Origin of the sequence: Sphingomonas psychrotolerans, assembly GCF_002796605.1 — a bacterium.
GTDB classification, from domain to species: Bacteria; Pseudomonadota; Alphaproteobacteria; order Sphingomonadales; family Sphingomonadaceae; genus Sphingomonas; species Sphingomonas psychrotolerans.
Genome location: NZ_CP024923.1, coordinates 4550812 through 4568502 on the forward strand (window position 1 = coordinate 4550812; position 17691 = coordinate 4568502).

Annotated in this window: 16 protein-coding genes and 1 riboswitch; of the genes, 7 read left to right on the forward strand and 9 right to left on the reverse strand. The window is 65.9% G+C overall.

Annotation, left to right across the window (positions count from 1 at the left end; all coding sequences use genetic code 11):
* Window positions 1-22 precede the first annotated feature (22 nt).
* The 7 genes from CVN68_RS20585 to CVN68_RS20615 all read right to left on the reverse strand — a co-directional run bounded on the left by CVN68_RS20585 (window position 23) and on the right by CVN68_RS20615 (window position 8393).
* Window positions 23-1168, reverse strand: coding sequence for an acyl-CoA dehydrogenase family protein (locus CVN68_RS20585; RefSeq protein ID WP_100283847.1), 1146 nt, complete (start codon window positions 1166-1168; stop codon window positions 23-25).
* Window positions 1165-2085 (reverse strand): polysaccharide deacetylase family protein, encoded by a 921-nt coding sequence (locus tag CVN68_RS20590; protein WP_100283848.1) that lies wholly within the window; start codon window positions 2083-2085, stop codon window positions 1165-1167. The genes CVN68_RS20585 and CVN68_RS20590 overlap by 4 nt, the downstream gene beginning before the upstream one ends.
* A 4-nt stretch (window positions 2086-2089) precedes the next feature.
* Entirely contained in the window at window positions 2090-3619 is a 1530-nt protein-coding gene (locus tag CVN68_RS20595; protein WP_100283849.1) for a CoA-acylating methylmalonate-semialdehyde dehydrogenase, read from the reverse strand.
* A 185-nt stretch (window positions 3620-3804) separates the two neighbouring features.
* Entirely contained in the window at window positions 3805-4581 is a 777-nt protein-coding gene (locus CVN68_RS20600; RefSeq protein ID WP_100283850.1) for an ABC transporter ATP-binding protein, read from the reverse strand.
* On the reverse strand, window positions 4572-5543 hold the full coding sequence (locus CVN68_RS20605; protein ID WP_100283851.1) for a FecCD family ABC transporter permease: 972 nt from the start codon (window positions 5541-5543) through the stop codon (window positions 4572-4574). The genes CVN68_RS20600 and CVN68_RS20605 overlap by 10 nt, the downstream gene beginning before the upstream one ends.
* Entirely contained in the window at window positions 5540-6364 is an 825-nt protein-coding gene (locus CVN68_RS20610) for an ABC transporter substrate-binding protein (RefSeq protein WP_100283852.1), read from the reverse strand. Before CVN68_RS20610 ends, CVN68_RS20605 begins: the two co-directional genes overlap by 4 nt.
* Before the next feature lie 145 nt (window positions 6365-6509).
* Entirely contained in the window at window positions 6510-8393 is a 1884-nt protein-coding gene (locus CVN68_RS20615) for a TonB-dependent receptor plug domain-containing protein (protein ID WP_100283853.1), read from the reverse strand.
* A 115-nt stretch (window positions 8394-8508) separates the two neighbouring features.
* Window positions 8509-8696: riboswitch (cobalamin riboswitch) on the reverse strand.
* A gap of 103 nt (window positions 8697-8799) precedes the next feature.
* Here CVN68_RS20615 and CVN68_RS20620 point away from each other — a divergent pair.
* Complete coding sequence (locus CVN68_RS20620) at window positions 8800-10113, forward strand: methyl-accepting chemotaxis protein (RefSeq protein WP_100283854.1); 1314 nt, start codon at window positions 8800-8802, stop codon at window positions 10111-10113.
* 81 nt (window positions 10114-10194) lie between these two features.
* On the forward strand, window positions 10195-10791 hold the full coding sequence (locus CVN68_RS20625; RefSeq protein WP_100283855.1) for a DUF4142 domain-containing protein: 597 nt from the start codon (window positions 10195-10197) through the stop codon (window positions 10789-10791).
* Between the two features lie 583 nt (window positions 10792-11374).
* Here CVN68_RS20625 and CVN68_RS20630 read toward each other — a convergent pair.
* Entirely contained in the window at window positions 11375-11818 is a 444-nt protein-coding gene (locus tag CVN68_RS20630; RefSeq protein ID WP_233503461.1) for a bactofilin family protein, read from the reverse strand.
* Between the two features lie 4 nt (window positions 11819-11822).
* Window positions 11823-12392 (reverse strand): hypothetical protein, encoded by a 570-nt coding sequence (locus CVN68_RS20635; protein ID WP_158298995.1) that lies wholly within the window; start codon window positions 12390-12392, stop codon window positions 11823-11825.
* A 294-nt stretch (window positions 12393-12686) separates the two neighbouring features.
* Between CVN68_RS20635 and rpsL the strand changes: the two genes are divergently transcribed.
* From rpsL to rpsJ, 5 genes are all read left to right on the forward strand, one after another.
* Window positions 12687-13058 (forward strand): 30S ribosomal protein S12, encoded by a 372-nt coding sequence (rpsL, locus tag CVN68_RS20640; RefSeq protein WP_029936467.1) that lies wholly within the window; start codon window positions 12687-12689, stop codon window positions 13056-13058.
* 55 nt (window positions 13059-13113) lie between these two features.
* A complete protein-coding gene (rpsG, locus tag CVN68_RS20645; protein ID WP_044333405.1) occupies window positions 13114-13584 on the forward strand; it encodes a 30S ribosomal protein S7 in 471 nt (156 codons plus the stop codon).
* A gap of 63 nt (window positions 13585-13647) precedes the next feature.
* Window positions 13648-15744 (forward strand): elongation factor G, encoded by a 2097-nt coding sequence (gene fusA, locus CVN68_RS20650; RefSeq protein WP_100283857.1) that lies wholly within the window; start codon window positions 13648-13650, stop codon window positions 15742-15744.
* Window positions 15745-15822: 78 nt separating this feature from the next.
* Window positions 15823-17016, forward strand: a complete 1194-nt coding sequence (gene tuf, locus CVN68_RS20655) for an elongation factor Tu (protein WP_100283858.1) — start codon at window positions 15823-15825, stop codon at window positions 17014-17016.
* Between the two features lie 154 nt (window positions 17017-17170).
* The gene (gene rpsJ, locus CVN68_RS20660; RefSeq protein WP_010545719.1) at window positions 17171-17482 is read left to right on the forward strand and encodes a 30S ribosomal protein S10; all 312 of its coding nucleotides are present in this window, start codon (window positions 17171-17173) and stop codon (window positions 17480-17482) included.
* Window positions 17483-17691: the final 209 nt, after the last annotated feature.

Below are 17691 nucleotides of genomic sequence, written 5' to 3' on the forward strand. Positions count from 1 at the left end.
GGAACCCGGAGGGTGCGTGTTCTCATTGCCGCGTCAATTCCCGTCCGACGATCATGCGCATCACCTGGTTGGTCCCTTCGAGGATCGAATGGACGCGCAAATCGCGCCAGAAGCGTTCGATAGGATAATCTTGCAGATAGCCATATCCCCCATGGAGCTGGAGCGCGCGGTCGACCACGCTGCTACCCGTATCGGTGGCGAGGCGCTTGGCCATTGCGGCGAAGCGGGTCTTGTCCGGGGCGCCCGCAGTGACCTTGGCGGCGGCGAGATAGAGCAATGCGCGCGCCGCCTCGAGCTCGGTCGCCATGTCGGCAAGCGTGAACTGGGTGTTCTGGAAGTCGGCGATCGGTTTGCCGAACTGCTGGCGGTCCTTGGTATATTGGATCGCTTCGTCGAGGCAGCGCTGCGCCCCGCCCAGCGAGCAGGCGCCGATATTGAGCCGGCCGCCGTCGAGCCCCATCATCGCGATGCGGAAGCCCTCGCCTTCGCCGCCGACAAGGTTTTCAACCGGCACGCGGACTTCCTCGAGGATCACCTGCGCGGTGGGCTGCGAGTGCCAGCCGAGCTTCTTCTCCTGCGCGCCGAAGCTGACGCCGGGCATGTCTTTCTCGATGACGAGGCACGAAATGCCCTTGGGACCCTCCTCGCCGGTGCGGACCATGGTGACGTAGACTTCGTTCTCGCCGCCGCCCGAGATGAACTGCTTGGTGCCGGTGACGACGTAATCGTCACCGTCACGCACTGCGCGGGTCTTGAGCGCTGCGGCGTCCGAGCCCGAGCTGGGTTCGGTGAGGCAATAGCTCGCCAGCCGGTCCATCGTGATCAGGCTGGGGAGATACTTGCCCTTGACCGACTGCGACCCGAACCGGTCGATCATCCAGCTCGCCATATTGTGGATCGAGATGAACGCGCTGGTCGACGGGCAGCCATAGGCCATCGCCTCCATGATCAACGCCGATTCGAGCCGGCCGAGACCGATCCCGCCGCTCGCCTCCGAGACGTAGATGGAGGCGAAGCCGAGTTCGGCCGCGGACTTGATCGTCTCGCGCGGGAAGATGTGCTTCTCGTCCCATTCGCCGGCGTGCGGAGTGATGCGGTCGGCGGTGAATGCGCGCGCCATCTCCTGGATCTGGAGCTGCTCATCGGTGAGGTCGAATTGGGTAGTCATTGCGGTTTCTCGTGCAGCACGCGCTCGGCGAAGAGCGGGTTGGCGATCTTGAGGTCGTTGCGCGCATACCAGCGCGGGGCGGGGAGGCCCTTTTCCCAGGCGAGCAGCTCGGTGAGCGTGCCGTTGGTGCTGGGCACGTCGGGCGCGGCGGTCTTGAGCGGGTCGGCATAGGCCACATCCGCAGTGATGATCTCCCAGCCGTCCGCGCGCAACGCCTTGACCAGGTCGGCGATGTACAGCGCGGCGATGTCGGTCTCGTGGAGCAGCATCACATGCGGCGGCGAGCGGCCGATCGTCCGACGCATCAGCGCGTCGGCGAAGTCGGCGGCTTCGACATGGGTCTCGACATAGAGATCGCGCAACGCCGCCATGTCGATCGTCTTGCCGGCTTTCTTCGCGTCGATCGCCAGCTGCTCGATGTTCCAGTCCGAGCCCTCGGCGGTGACATAGCCATTGTGCAGGCCGCGCGCGGCGAGCCCGGCGCGGACCGCGTCGCGCTTGACCTTGTCCTTGCCGCCCTCGTCGAGGAAGGGATAGCGGAACCAGGCGCGATAGCCGCGGCGCGGTTTGAGCCAGGCTTCGGCCTTGTCCACATCGGCGAGATAATCGGCGGCGCTTTGCTGGGTGAGGTGCGCGTGGCTGAAGCTGTGGTTGGCGATGACATGGCCCGCGCGGACATAGTTCTCCACCAGCGTTTCGTCAGCCGGACTTTCCGCTCTGCCCGGATTGACGAAGAACGCGGCCTGCGCGACCCGCGCCTCCTTGAGCAAGGCGATCAGCCGGCGGGCGCGCTCCTGCTTGGTGAAGAACGCGCCGACGCCGCGCGGCGCATCGTCGAACGTCAGCGCGATGCGCTTTTGCGCGACCGCCGGGGTCGCGATCAGCAGCGCGCAAAGCAGAAGCAACAGCCGCTTCATCGGCTCAGCCCATCGTCGGGATGACGAAGGCGTCCTGGATGCGCGAGGGGCCGCCGTCCTCGCTGCCGCCGGGAAGCGCCGAGCCGTCGGGCCAGCGCTGGGTGACGGTCTTGACCTTGGTCCAGAAGCGGACGCCCTCCATGCCGTGCTGGTTGACGTCGCCGAACGCGCTGCGCTTCCAGCCGCCGAAGCTGTGATAGGCGACGGGGACGGGGATCGGCACGTTGATCCCGACCATGCCGACATTGACGCGCGCGGCGAACTCGCGCGCGGCGTGGCCGTTGCGGGTGAAGATCGCGACGCCGTTGCCATATTGGTGCTCGCTCGGCAGGCGCAATGCGGTCTCGAAATCGGGGGCGCGGATGATCTGGAGGACCGGGCCGAAAATCTCTTCCTTGTACGACTGCATGTCCGGGGTGACGTGGTCGAACAGCGACGGGCCGATGAAAAACCCCTCTTCATGTCCCTGCAGCTGGAAGCCGCGGCCGTCGACGACGAGCTCGGCGCCTTCGTCGACTCCGGTCTGGATCCAGTTCTCGACGCGCTGCTTGTGGGCGGCGTTCACCACGGGTCCGTAATGCGCATCATTATCAGTTGAGACGCCGACGCGCAGCGAACGAATCGCAGGAAGCAGCTTTTCGCGCAGCGCATCTGCGGTCTTGTCGCCTACGGGCACTACCACCGGCAGCGCCATGCAGCGCTCGCCCGCCGATCCGAAGGCAGCGCCGGAGAGGTCGGCGACGACCTGGTCGAGATCGGCATCGGGCATGACGATGCCGTGGTTCTTGGCGCCGCCCATCGCCTGGACGCGCTTGCCGGCCTCGACGCCGCGGCGATAGACATAATGCGCGATGTCCGACGAGCCGACGAAGCTGACGGCGGAGATCGCGGGATGATCGAGGATCGCGTCGACCATTTCCTTGTCACCGTGGACGACCTGGAGGATGCCTTCGGGCAAGCCCGCCTCGAGCATCAGTTCGGCGAGGCGGACGGGGACCGAGGGATCCCGCTCGCTGGGCTTGAGCAGGAAGGCATTGCCGCAGGCGATCGCCACGCCCGACATCCACAAGGGGATCATCGCCGGGAAGTTGAACGGGGTAATGCCGGCGCCGATGCCGAGCGGCTGGCGCATGCTGTAAACGTCGATGCCGGGGCCGGCGCCCTGGGTATATTCGCCCTTGAGCACGTGCGGGATGCCGCAGGCGAATTCGATCACTTCGAGCCCACGCTGGATGTCGCCCTTCGAGTCCGCGATGACCTTGCCGTGCTCGGACGAGAGCAGATGCGCGAGGGCGTCGATATTCGCTTCGACCAGTTCCTTGAACTTGAACATCACCCGGGCGCGGCGCTGCGGGTTGGTCGCGGCCCAGCCGGGCTGGGCGGCCTGAGCGGCGGCGATTGCGCGGTCGAGATCGGCGCTGGTACCCAGCGACACGCGGGCCTGAACCTGCCCGGTGTTGGGGTCGAACACGTCGGACGTGCGCCCCGCGCCTCCGCCCGAATGGCCGGCAATGAGATGCTCGATCGTGCGCATAAACTCTCCTGCGGCGGGCATTTTGGCCCGACTCGTCGTGTAATTTTATTGCGCAATGGCACAGGGGCTCCCCTCCCCGCAAGGAGGTGACTCACACGCGTCATCCCGGCGAAAGCCGGGATCTCGTGCGATGGCGGGAGCAAACTGCCCGAGATCCGGCGTTCGCCGGGATGACGGATATCGGCCTATTTGGTCCGGCCGATCGGCACCGGCAGCAAACGGCCCTGTTCGTCGGGAACGATCATTACCTCGACACCGAAGGCCTCGCGCAGCGGCTGGTGCGCCAGTGCCTCCGCCGCAGGGCCGAACGCTACGACCTCGCCTTGCTTCAACAGTAGCACGTCGTCGGCGGCGCGGGCGGCCTGGATCAAATCGTGCAAGACGATCACCACGCCCATGCCGTCCGCGGCGAGCGCGCGGAGCTGGTCGAGCAGGCCGAGCTGGTGGACGGGATCGAGGCTGGCGAGCGGTTCGTCGGCGAGCAGCCATTGCGGCTCGCCGGCGAGGACGCGGGCGAGGAGGACGCGCGCCCGCTCGCCGCCCGAGAGCTGGTCGGCGCCGCGATCGGCGAGGTGATGGGCGTCCGTCGCGGCGAGCGCGGCGCCGATCGCCATCGCATCCGCCTGCGATGCGCCGGCGAAGGGCGAACGATGGGGCAGGCGGCCGAGCGCCACGAGGTCGCGCACCGCGAGGTTCCAGTGGACGATCGGGTCCTGCGGCAGATAGCCGATCAGCCGGGCGCGCTCGCGCGGCTCGATCCGGGCGATGGGGCGCGTGCCGAGTTTGACGTGACCGGCATCGGCGTCGAGCAGCCCGGCGAGCGTCTTGACCAGAGTCGACTTGCCCGAGCCGTTGGCGCCGAGGATCGCCGTGACGCGGCCGGGCCGGAAGGCGGCGGTGATATGGTCGAGCACCCGGCGATTGCCGAGGCTGACCGCGAGATCGCTGACGCTCAGCTCCATGCCGACCGCCGCATCTTGAGCAGGAGCACGAGGAAGAACGGCGTGCCGAGCAAGGCCATTGCGACGCCGAGCCGGATTTCCGCCGCACCGGGGCCGAGCCGGACGAGGCTGTCGGCGGCAAGCACCAGAGCCGCACCGCCGAGCGCGCTGGGGACGAGCAAGGCAGAGGGCCTGGCGCCGGTGAGCGGGCGGAGCAGATGCGGCACGATCAGCCCGACAAAGCCGACCACGCCGGTCACCGCGACGCTGGCGCCGACTGCCAGACCGGCGCCGAGCACGATGAGCAATTGGGTGCGCGCGAGCCGCACGCCGAGCGAGCGCGCCGCGGCCTCGCCGAGGGTGAGCGCGTCAAGCGCGCGGCCGGTGAAGAGGAGCAGCGCGCAGCCGACGGCAATGAATGGCAGCGCCAGCTGGACCTCGGCGAAGCTGCGGTCGGTGAGCGCGCCCATGATCCAGTCGATGATCTCGGCGGTGGCGAAGGGGTTGGGCGCGATCGAGATCAGGAAGGCAGTCAGCGCCCCGGCGAGGCTGGCGAGCACGGTGCCGGCGAGGATGAAAGCGACCTGGCTGTCGGCGCGCCATGCCAGTCCCGCGAGCAGCAGCATCGATCCGCACGCGGCAAGCATCGCGGCGCCGAAGATGACGAGCGGGCCGCTGGCCGAAAATATGACGATCGCGGCGACGGCACCGAGCGCGGCGGAAGAGGAGACGCCGACCACCGCCGGGTCGGCGAGGGGGTTGCGCAGATAGCCTTGCAGCACCGCGCCGGTGAGGCCTAGCGCCGCGCCGATCGCGAGCCCGAGGATCGCGCGGGGCAGGCGCAGCTCGGCGACGATCCACCAGCGCGGATCGTTCGAGAACCAAACCGACGCCGGCACCCAGATCTTGCCGGCCATCAGCGAGCCGGCGAAGAGCAGGCCGACAAGGGCCGCGAGCAGCGTGAGGAGGAGAGCGCGGTTCATTGCCCCACCTCGCTGCGTATTTCCGCAAGCCGCGTCATCGCCCTGGGGATCACCGGTCCGCCGCAATTGACGAGACTGCGCTCAAAGGGCGCCTGATGCACCGTGGCGCCCGAGCGGGCGAGCGCCCAGCCGCGCATCTGCGCCGCCCGCGAAGCCGCGTCGCGGCCGGCCTGGTCGGGGACCAGCATCACGCGTGGCGGATCGGCGACGACATGCTCGATCGGGAGATAGCCGGTGCCTTGCAGTCCATAATGCGCAGCATGGTCGCTGAAGCCCGCCTTGACCATCATCTCGTCGAGCAAGGTGTTCGCGCCGTTGACGGTGTTGCCGCCGATCCAGAGCAAGGCGGAGACCGGCGGGCGGCCGGTGCGGGCGGCCGTAATGGCGCCGTCGATCTTCGCGACCATCGCCTCGCCGGCGGGCTTTGCGTCGAGCGCGGCGGCGAGTTCACGGACCTGTTTTCTGCTGTCTTCGATCGTATTGGCCCATCCCAGCGTCAGCGTCTTCACGCCGGCCCGCGTCAGCGCTTCGCGAGTCGAGACCGAAGCGAAGCTATCAATGATCGCCAGATCGGGGCGAAGCGCGATGATCTCCTCGGCGGTGCCGTTGTTGACGTTGAACTTGCGCGCAAGATCCAGCGGGATCGAGGTCGCGCCGGGATCGCGCGAATAATGGCTGATCGCGGCGATGCGGTCGCGCGGGACCAGCTCGACCAGCATCGCATCGGCGCACGGGTTGAGCGAGACGATTCCGCCGCCTTTTGCCGAAGGTTGCGCCGCGCATCCGGCCAGCAGCAGGCACAGGAGCGCGGCGCGTTTCATCCTTGCCATCCATCGTCACCCCGGACCGGTTCCGGGGTCCACCAGGCGGCGAGGCGAAGACGGCTCGGTTCCTGCCGAATCCGTCCCGCCAGGCGGCACAGTGGATGCCGGAACCAGTCCGGCATGACGGTGGGGGGGCTGGTCATCAGTTGAGGCGGATCCGCACCCCGGCATAGGCCGCACGGCCATAGGTGCCGTAGCCCGATACGACCTGGTACTTCTCGTCGGTGACATTCTCGACGCGGCCGTAGACCGCGAAGCGATCGCCGATCGGCATCTCGGCACGGATGCTGCCGAGCGCAAAGCCGTCGAGCCGGGTAAAATTGCCCTGGTCGTTGAAGCTGTCCCCGACGATCGTCACCGTGCCTCCCAGCGAAAGCCCGAACGGCAGGCGGTAATCGGCCGAGAGGCTGGCGGTGTCCTGCGGACGGCGCGCCAGCTGATTGCCTTCATACCCCGCCGAGCGGTTCTCGGCGTCGGTATAGGTGTAGTTAGCAGTGACGGTAAACGCCTCGACCGGCTTGAGCGCGAGTTCGACCTCGACGCCCTCGGCGCGGGTGCGGGCGATATTGGCGTAGGTGCCGAAGGGGCGATTGAAGCAGATCGATGCCGGGTTGGTCACTTGCGCTGCCGGGCACGAGAAGAAGTCGATCTGGTTGCGCGTGTCGCGGTGGAACCACGTCACGCCCAGCTTCGCCGCGCCGTTCAGCGCCGACTGCTCGACGCCCACTTCCCAGCTCTTCGCTGTCTCTGGATCCAGCGATTCGGTGCCATAGTCCGAGAACAGCTGATAGAGCGTCGGCGCCTTGAAGCCTTCGCCATAGCTGGCGCGCAGCAAGGTGGTTTCGAACGGCTTCACTGCGAGATTGGCGCCCCAGCTGGTGTGTGCGCCGAAGCGGCTATGATCGTCGTTGCGAATGCCCGCGGTGAGCGTCACTTGCTCGACCGGCGTGACGATCGCCTGGCCGTAGAAGCTGGTGATGTCGGCGCGGTTGGTCACGAAGCCGTCATAGAAGCGCAGATTTTCGCGCTCGGCGCCGAAGGTGACGCGGAGCTGGTCGACCAGCTTGGCGTCGCCGCGATATTCGTAGCGTTCGCTGCGGCCGCGATAGAGATAGGCGGGCGCCGTATCGCTGGTGGAATTATAGCCGTCGCGGTTGATGTCGGCGATGGTGAAGGCGATGCGATTGGCGACGGGTCCGATGTCCGCGAACAACCCGGCATAGCCGTACAATTCCTGCGCGGTCGAATATTCGTCGGTGTCGCCGAAGCTGTAGGTGGGGGGAGCGAACCCGTCGAGCTCGAGGCGCGAATTGGCGTAATAGCCGCGCAGGTCGACGCCGAAGCCCGGCGCGAATTCGTAGCGCAGCCGGCCGCTGGCATTATATTGGCGATAGCCGTCGGCCTCGGTGCCGACCGCGGCCTGCGAGACGCCGTCGGTGCGGAAATAGCCGCCGGTCAGCGCGCCCTGCAGCGTATCGTTGCCCGCTGCGATCGCGGCATTGGCGGAAACCTGCTCGGCATAGCCATATTCGGCATTGGCGCGCGCCGCCACGCCGTCGACCGGCGCCTGCGTCACCAAATTGACCACGCCGCCCAGCGCCTGGCTGCCCCAGATCACCGAATTGGGTCCGCGCAGGATTTCGACGCGCTGGATCGATCCGGTCAGCAGATTGCCGAAGTCGAAGGCGCCGGCGGGCGCCGAGGGATCGTTGGCGCGGACGCCGTCGATCAACACCAGCGTCTGCGCGTCCTCGGCGCCGCGGATGCGCACCGCAGTGACGCCGCCGGGGCCGCCGTTGCGGGTGGCGGTGATGCCCGGGGTGGTGGCGAGCAGATCGGACAGCGAGACGGTCTGACGCGTCTCGATCGCCGCGCGGTCGAGCACGGTGATCGAGCGGCCAGTGGTTTCGGCCTCCTGCTCGACGCCGGATGCGACGACGACGATCTGGTCCTCGTCCGATTGGGCATGCGCCACCGCCGGCAGCAATGCGGCGGAGGCATAGAGAAACAGCTTCAACTTGGTCACGGCAAGACACCTTTGTCTGGGGTCGTCTTGCCGAAATTGGCGCGGCGACCCGGTTAACGGTGTCGCTCACGCGAGGGCACAGCCCTCGTTCGCCCGGTGCACCCCGCCCGCGCAAAGGAATCGACTGTGACTGGCAGGTCTCCTGGCTCCCGGGTCAATACTCTCGCGCCGCCTTCCCGGAAAAGCTCCAGTGGCTTGGATGGCGCGAACGCTCGCCGGTTACAGTTGCGGGGGCAGCCTCGGGTTTGAACCGAGTTCCCATTTTCATCCCCTTGCGGGGACACCCGTCACGGCCGGGCCTCTACGCCGCGCCTTCGTTCGCTGCAACTGCGAAAAAAGGCGATTTGTCACGCAGGTGTAACCAACGGTGAAGCTGGCCTTTACCAACTGCCTCTAGGGCGGAGGCATGAAGGTCGCACAACTTGCCCCGCGGTCGGACCCGAATCCGGGCTGGCTCACTACTGCCGAAGCCGATCCGCCATGGCTGACGCTCGACGATTCGCTGTTCAAGGCAGTCGATCTGTTCAACTCGGATACCGATCTTCGTCTGATGCCGGTGGTCGACGCCGCCCATCGACCCGTCGGCGCGATCTTCGAGAAGGACGTGCGGCGGCTGCTGCTCAATCCGTTCGGGCACGCGTTGCTGCGCAATCCGTATTTCGGCCACGGCGTGGTCCGCCATGTCCGCGCCTGCCCGGTGGCGGAGATTGCCGAGGATGCAAGCATGCTGATCCAGGCCTATCGTGCCGCCAATGGCAGCGAAGGGATGATCCTGACGCGCGGCGGCAGGCTGGCCGGAGTGATCGGCAATCGCCGGCTGCTCCATCTCGCCGCCGAATATGAGCGCAGCACCGCCGCCACCCGCATCGCGCGTGCCGAGCGGATCGAGCGTGCCAGCGAGCGCTTCGAAGGCGAGGTGGCGTCGCTCGCGCAGGCGCTGGGCAGTCTGTCGGCCGAATTGCAGCGGGGCGCCGCCGCCAGCGCCGAGCGTGCCGGCGCGGTTGGCGGCCGCGCGGTTGCAGTAGCCTCGGCAGCGTCGCAGACCAGCGACAACATGCGCGAAATCGCCGCGCGCGGACGCGAGCTGGCCACCGCTCTGGAGCATGTCGAGCGGAATACCGAAGCCGCCGAGGCGGCCGCGGGCAAGGTCTCCGAGCTGGTCCGCGCCGGCAGTGCCCGCACCCGCGAGCTGCACTGCGCCGCGCAGCGAATCACTTCGGTGATCGGCCTGATCAGCGACATCGCCGGTCAGGTGAATCTCCTCGCGCTCAACGCCACGATCGAGGCGGCGCGTGCCGGGGAGGCGGGGCGTGGCTTCACCGTGGTAGCCAATGAAGTGAAGCAGCTGTCGAGCCAGACCGGCGTCGCCGCGGGAAGGATCGCGGCGCATGTCGACGAGATCCGCCGCGGCATCGACGACGTCACGGCGGGGCACGGGCAAGTCGAGGAAGCGATCGCGGTCATGGTCGATCTCGCGGGGGGCGTGCAGGCGGCGGTCGTCGCGCAGGAGAATGCAACCCACATGATCGCGCGCAATGTCGAGGAAGCGGTCGGCGCGAGCAATGCGATCCGGCACGATGTCGAGGCGATCGGCGAGACCTCGGGCGAAGCCTCCGCCAGCGCCCAGGGAATGCGCGGCGTCGCGGCGAAGCTGCAGCAAGGCGCAGCAGAGCTCTCCGCGGAACTGCGCGATTTTCTCGCCGAGCTGCGCGCCGCCTGAGAATTCTGCCGCAATCTCATTGAGAAAGCGGAACGCCGGCTTCGGGACTGCGTTGTGGGACCCCGAGGAGGACGCCTTGCCATGAAGAAGCATCATCTGATCCTGGGGCTGGCCCCGGCGCTGGCGCTCGCCGCGTGCGGCGGCAACGAGACGGCTACCAATACCACCACGGCCGACAACATGGCCGGCATGGACATGCCCGGCGACGCCAATTGGACCGACAACGGCGCCGGCAATGCGATGGCTGCCGAAGCTGCATCGCCGGGGCAGAAATTCGCCAACGACGTGGGTGCGAGCGACTATTACGAGATCGAGGCCGGCAAGCTCGCGCAGGAGAAGGCGCAGGCACAGCCGCTCAAGGACTTCGGCAAGCTGATGGTCGAGCATCACACTGCGTCGACCGACAAGCTCAAGGCCGCGGGCGCCAAGGCCAGTCCGGCGATCACTCCGAGCCCGGCGCTCAGCGTCGAGCAGGAAGCCGGTCTCGAAGCGCTGCGCCAGGCGGAGGGCGCGGCGTTCGACACCGCCTACAAAGCCCAGCAGATCGCAGCGCACGAAAAGGCGCTGACTTTGGTCAAGGGCTATGCCGCCACCGGCGACGTGCCGGAGCTCAAGAAGTTCGCCAGCGACGCCGAGAAGGTCGTCCAGGCGCATCTTACCAAGATCAAGGGCCTGTAACCCCCCCGTTCCGGGCCCATGAGAGAGGCGCCGCCCGCAAGGACGGCGCCTCTTTTCGTGTGGGCGGTGCCGAACCGGCTCGGCTCCCGCGAAGACAGGAGCTTTGCCAACAAGCGCTATCCGCGTCGTGTCTTATAAATCGCGAATGGCGGGAAGTAGTGGAAAGCCCACGTGGCGGAGCTATGACGTGGCATGCTTATTAAACCGCCGATTATTCCAGGCGTCGCCTTAGTACTAACCGCATGCTCGCCCGGTCATAAGGAGCAGGTGCCGTTCTCTGCGGCGCAGCGTGCGGATCTGTTGGCTGTCTCGATCGCGAAACGCGCGTGCAAGCATCTGGAAAAGCCTACAAAAGCTTCTTGGCCGACTCCTCCAGGCATTTCGAATTATCAGGCTTGCCTCGGTGACCATGCAAATCTGACTCGTCCCGCAAACCCTGAGCTGTGCGCGCTTGCCGGGAGTGCCATGTCGCCTGAAGGCGTCTGCATACTGGGTGAGTGAAGTCAGCCGGTGGCCGCAACTTCCGGTCCCATTTTGCAGGGCACCACCGAAAACCGGCGCTCCTGCCCCGCGGGACTCCGAATCAAGCCGCCTGTTCGCGTGCGGCCGGCGCTGCATCCGGCACCGCGCGCGGCCCGGTCGCTGCGGCGTCGCCGCCGGTGCGCTTGAGCCGGCCGTCGACATGGCCGCCATTTTCGATCGTGATGTCCTCATATTCGACATCGCCGATGATCCGCGCCGAACGCTCGACGATGAGGTGTTTGACCCGGATGCTGCCTTCGATCGCGCCGGCGATCCGCGCGGTATCGGCAGTGACGCCGCCCTGAATGCGGCTCTCCGATCCCTGGACGAAATTGCCGCAATGCACGTCGCCTTCGATGCTGCCGTCGATATGAAGATCCGCGGTGGCACGGACATCGCCGGTCACCACCATGTCGGGTCCGATCACCGAAAACATGCCGCGTCCGCGGCCATTCGCCGGACCCGGCGCCGAAGGTCGTTCGTCGCGGCTCTTGCTGCTGAACACAAGCTCACTCCCCCAAGACGGGACTCGAAGTCCGGGCCGGCTGCCTAGCACAACCGGCGTCCTCCGGCAGACTCCAAAACGCAGTGAACGCTTCGTTGCGGGTGTTGTCGTTCGCTGCCGGACGGGCGGCGCGGCGAATCTCCAGCGTCGCGGCGGCGAGCATCGCCAGCGCGCCGGCGAGGTGCAGGGCCGGGCTGTGTAGCCACGCAGCGGCGAGCGCGATGGCCACGCCGCCCAGCGCCGCCGCGCCCGCCGGTCTGCGCAGCGCTGCCGGCGCGGCGATCGCCAGGGGCACGAGCAATGCCGCACTTCCCAGGCCGGGCAAGGCGCCGGCGATCAGCGCGGCGGGCAGGGCACTCGCGAACAGGGAAGGGCGGGGAGTGATGCTCAGCAATGCGAGGTGACAGGCGAGGAGTCCGGCAGCGGCCGCAAAGGCGATCCCGATCACCGGCAGCAGCGCCGCCGACTCGAACCAGCGCCAACGCTCGGCAAACGGCAGTCCCGTCGTGCCGAGCAGCAATGTCGCCGCCAGCGCGAGCAGCGCAGGGGCGAGCCGGAGCAGGATCGGCCGCATGACGGCGCCATATCGGTAAGAGTGCAGCATCTTATGCAGGCTTTAGCGCGCGATGCGTTGACGCTCTGTTAGCCCGGCCGCCCCATTGACCACCTGGGCGTGCGCCGCTATAGGCGCCACCGTTCCACGAGGGTCCAAAGGCCGCAAGACTCGGGGAACAAAGAGCTGAACGTTGCTGGAGACGCAATGGCCCGGGGGGTCGCAGACACCCGGGGCCTTTTCGTATTCTATAGAGTCTGGGCTCCAGCAAAGTAACCGCCGGAATGATCCGGTAACGCAAAGGTGAAGGGCTTCATGCCAACGATCAACCAGCTGGTCCGCAAGGGCCGCGAACCGCAGAAGGCCAAGTCCAAGGTCCCTGCGATGGAGCAGAACCCGCAAAAGCGCGGCGTCTGCACCCGTGTCTACACCACGACCCCGAAGAAGCCGAACTCGGCGCTCCGCAAGGTTGCGAAGGTCCGCCTGACCAACCAGCGCGAAGTCATCAGCTACATTCCGGGCGAGGGCCACAATCTTCAGGAGCACTCTGTGGTCCTGATCCGCGGCGGCCGCGTGCGCGACCTTCCCGGCGTTCGGTATCACGTCCTTCGTGGCGTGCTCGATACGCAGGGTGTGAAGGATCGTCGCCAGTCGCGTTCCAAGTACGGCGCCAAGCGTCCGAAGTAAGCCGGCCGGGCTTATGCCCGCCACCAACGGCTGAAGTTTAGAAGGAAGATATCAGATGGCTCGTCGTCGTCGTCCCGAAAAGCGGGAAATCCTGCCTGATCCCGTTTACGGGGATGAGGTTCTCACCAAGTTCATGAATTCGGTCATGCTGGACGGCAAGAAGTCCGTGGCCGAGGGCATCGTCTATACGGCGCTCGAAACCGTCGAGCAGCGTGCCAAGCGCGAGCCGATCGGCGTGTTCCATGACGCACTCAACAACATCAAGCCGGGCATCGAGGTCCGTTCGCGCCGCGTCGGTGGTGCGACCTACCAGGTTCCCGTCGAGGTTCGTCCGGAGCGTGCCCAGGCACTGGCCATCCGCTGGCTGATCACCTCGGCGCGTAACCGCAGCGAGCACACCATGTCGGCCCGCCTTTCGGGTGAGCTGATGGATGCCGCGAACAACCGCGGCAACGCAGTGAAGAAGCGCGAAGATACCCACCGTATGGCCGAAGCGAACCGCGCCTTCAGCCACTACCGCTGGTAACTTTCCTACCTATATCGTGGGGAGCCGGACCGCCGGCTCCCCACATCGCTAAGGACTAAGATCATGGCCCGCAGCCATCCGCTCGAGCGTTACCGCAATATCGGCATCATGGCGCACATCGACGCCGGCAAGACGACGACGACCGAGCGCATCCTCTATTACACCGGCAAGTCCTACAAGATCGGCGAAGTGCACGAAGGCACCGCGACGATGGACTGGATGGAGCAGGAGCAGGAGCGCGGGATCACGATCACGTCCGCCGCTACGACGTGCAAGTGGCGCGCCGAAGAAGGCAAGGGCGAAGAGCATCTGATCAACATCATCGACACCCCCGGGCACGTCGACTTCACCATCGAGGTCGAGCGTTCGCTGCGCGTGCTCGATGGCGCGGTTGCATGCTTCGACGGCGTTGCTGGCGTGGAGCCGCAGTCGGAGACCGTCTGGCGTCAGGCCGACAAATACGGCGTGCCGCGCATGTGCTTCATCAACAAGCTCGATCGCACCGGCGCGGACTTCTATTTCTGCGTCAACTCGATCATCGAACGCCTCGGTGCGCGTCCGGCCGTGTTGTATCTGCCGATCGGCATCGAAGGCGGCTTCAAGGGCCTGGTCGATCTGGTCGAGAACCGCGCGATCATCTGGCTCGAAGAGAGCCTTGGCGCGAAGTTCGAATATGCGGACATCCCCGAAGACATGGTCGAGAAGGCCGCCAAGTATCGCAGCGAGCTGATCGAAATGGCCGTCGAACTCGACGACGACCTGATGGAGAAGTATCTCGAAGGCAATGAGCCGAGCGTCGCCGACCTGAAGAAGCTGATCCGCAAGGGGACGCTCAGCATGGCGTTCGTGCCGGTGGTTTGCGGCTCGGCGTTCAAGAACAAGGGCGTCCAGCCCCTGCTCGACGCCGTGGTCGACTATCTGCCTTCGCCGCTCGACGTTCCCGCGATTCAGGGCCTCAAGCTCGACGGCGTGACGCCGGACGAGCGTCCGTCGTCGGACGACGTGCCGTTTTCGGCGCTGGCGTTCAAGATCATGAACGATCCGTTCGTCGGCACGCTGACCTTCGCGCGCATCTATTCGGGCAAGCTCGAGACTGCGTCGCAGGTGACCAACTCGGTCAAGGACAAGAAGGAAAAGGTCGGCCGCATGCTGCTGATGCATGCGAACGACCGCGAGGACATCCAGGTGGCCTATGCCGGCGACATCGTCGCGCTGGCGGGTCTCAAGGACACCACGACCGGTGACACTTTGTGCGCCATCAACGCGCCGATCATTCTCGAGCGGATGGAATTCCCCGAGCCAGTGATCGAGCTGTCGGTGGAGCCCAAGACCAAGGCCGACCAGGAGAAGATGGGCGTCGCCCTGAACCGCCTGGCGCGCGAGGATCCGTCGTTCCGCGTGTCTTCGGACGCCGAGAGCGGGCAGACCATCATCAAGGGCATGGGCGAGCTCCATCTCGAGATTCTGGTCGATCGCATGAAGCGCGAGTTCAAGGTCGAGGCCAATGTCGGCGCGCCGCAGGTTGCGTATCGCGAATATCTCGGCAAGCCGGTCGACATCGATTACACTCACAAGAAGCAGTCGGGCGGTACTGGCCAGTTCGGCCGCGTGAAGGTCAAGCTCACGCCGGGCGAGCGCGGTTCGGGCATCCTCTTCAAGGACGAGATCAAGGGCGGTAATATTCCCAAGGAATATATCCCCGCGATCGAGAAGGGCTTCCGCGAGACGGCTGCTACGGGTTCGCTGGTCGGCTTCCCGATCATCGACTTCGAGATCCTGCTGTATGACGGCGCGTACCATGACGTCGACTCGTCGGCACTGGCGTTCGAAATCTGTGCCCGCGGCGCCATGCGCGAAGCGGCCCAGAAGTCGGGCATCAAGCTGCTCGAGCCGATCATGAAGGTCGAGGTCGTCACTCCGGAGGATTATCTGGGCGACGTCATTGGCGACATGAACAGCCGCCGTGGCCAGATCCAGGGCACCGATACGCGCGGCAACGCGCAGACGGTGGAAGCGATGGTCCCGCTGGCGAACATGTTCGGCTATGTGAACGCGCTCCGCTCGTTCACCCAGGGCCGCGCGCAATACAGCATGCAGTTCTCGCATTACGACGAAGTGCCAGCGAATGTGGCCGACGAAGTGAAGGCGAAGCTGGCGTAACCCAAAATGAGTCGCTAAGGGGCCCCGTTCGCGTGGCGCCCTGAAGGCCGCGAATCAGATTCCAGAAGGTAGGAAACAATGGCGAAGGCAAAATTCGAGCGGAACAAGCCGCATCTCAACATCGGCACCATCGGTCACGTCGACCATGGCAAGACGTCGCTGACGGCCGCCATCACCAAGATCCTGGCCGAGACGACCGGTGGCACCGCCGTCGACTTCGCCAACATCGACAAGGCGCCGGAAGAGCGCGAGCGCGGCATCACCATCTCGACCGCACATGTCGAGTATGAGACCGCGGCGCGTCACTACGCCCACGTCGATTGCCCGGGCCACGCCGATTATGTGAAGAACATGATCACCGGCGCCGCGCAGATGGATGGCGCGATCCTCGTGGTCGCCGCGACTGACGGCCCGATGCCGCAGACTAAGGAGCACATCCTCCTCGCCCGTCAGGTCGGCGTGCCGACGATGGTCGTGTTCCTCAACAAGGTCGATCTGGTCGACGACGAGGAAATCCTCGAGCTGGTCGAGATGGAAATCCGCGAAGAGCTCAGCAAGCGCGAGTTCGACGGCGACAACATTCCGATCATCCGTGGTTCGGCGACCTGCGCGCTCTCGGGTTCTGACGAGAAGCTCGGCAAGGAAGCGATCCTCGCGCTGATGAAGGCGGTCGACGAGTCGATCCCGCAGCCCGAGCGTCCGCTCGACAAGCCGTTCATGATGCCGATCGAGGACGTGTTCTCGATCTCGGGTCGCGGCACCGTCGTCACCGGCCGCGTCGAGACCGGCATCGTCAAGGTCGGCGAGGAAGTCGAGATCGTCGGCATCCAGGAGACCGTCCGCAAGACCACGGTCACCGGCGTCGAGATGTTCCGCAAGCTGCTCGATCAGGGCCAGGCCGGCGACAACATCGGCGCGCTGATCCGCGGCGTGGGCCGTGAAGAAGTCGAGCGTGGCCAGGTTCTGGCCAAGCCGGGTTCGATCAAGCCGCACACCGACTTCAAGTCGGAAGTGTACGTGCTGTCGAAGGACGAGGGTGGCCGTCACACGCCGTTCTTCGCCAACTATCGCCCGCAGTTCTACTTCCGCACGACCGACGTGACCGGCACGATCGAACTGCCTGAGGGCACCGAGATGGTGATGCCGGGCGACAACGTCGCTTTGGGCATCAAGCTCATCGCGCCGATCGCCATGGACGTCGGCCAGCGCTTCACGATCCGCGAAGGCGGCCGCACCGTCGGTGCAGGCGTCGTCGCCGAGATCCAGAAGTAAGCTAGCTAAGGACAAACAGCCGCCCGGCACCCTGAAAAAGGGGTGCCGGGCGGTTGCCTTTTTATGAGGGTGCCTGTAAGGGCCGCCCTCCAGTTTTGGGTTTAACAGCAAGAGCCTCGATTACGGGGCCCGCTCTTTCGCATCGGTAGGTACCATGGAAACGCAGAATATCCGCATTCGCCTCAAGGCGTTCGATCATCGGGTGCTCGACCAGGCTGCCGGCGACATCGCCGACACCGCGCGCCGCACCGGCGCCCTCATCCGTGGTCCGATCCCGCTGCCCACGCACATCGACAAATTCACCGTCAACCGCGGCCCGCACATCGACAAGAAGTCGCGCGAGCAGTTCGAGACCCGCACCTACAAGCGCATGCTGGACATCGTTCAGCCGACCCCGCAGACGGTCGACGCGCTGATGAAGCTGGACCTCGCCGCCGGCGTCGACGTTGAGATCAAGCTCGCCTGAGCGAGTTTGGGTTCAACCCCGCGAAAGCGGGGTGGACACGGGGGCTAAGCTGACATATTAGCCCGCCTCCAACGAGATTCGCGTTTCCCCTGACCGGGATTCGCTAGCTCCCCGACCGGATCATCCCGATTCAATGCAGGGAGCAGAGGGCGCCAAAGCGCACTCAAATACGAGATAGGGATACCGCCGGGCTTGCCCGGGTCTGCGTC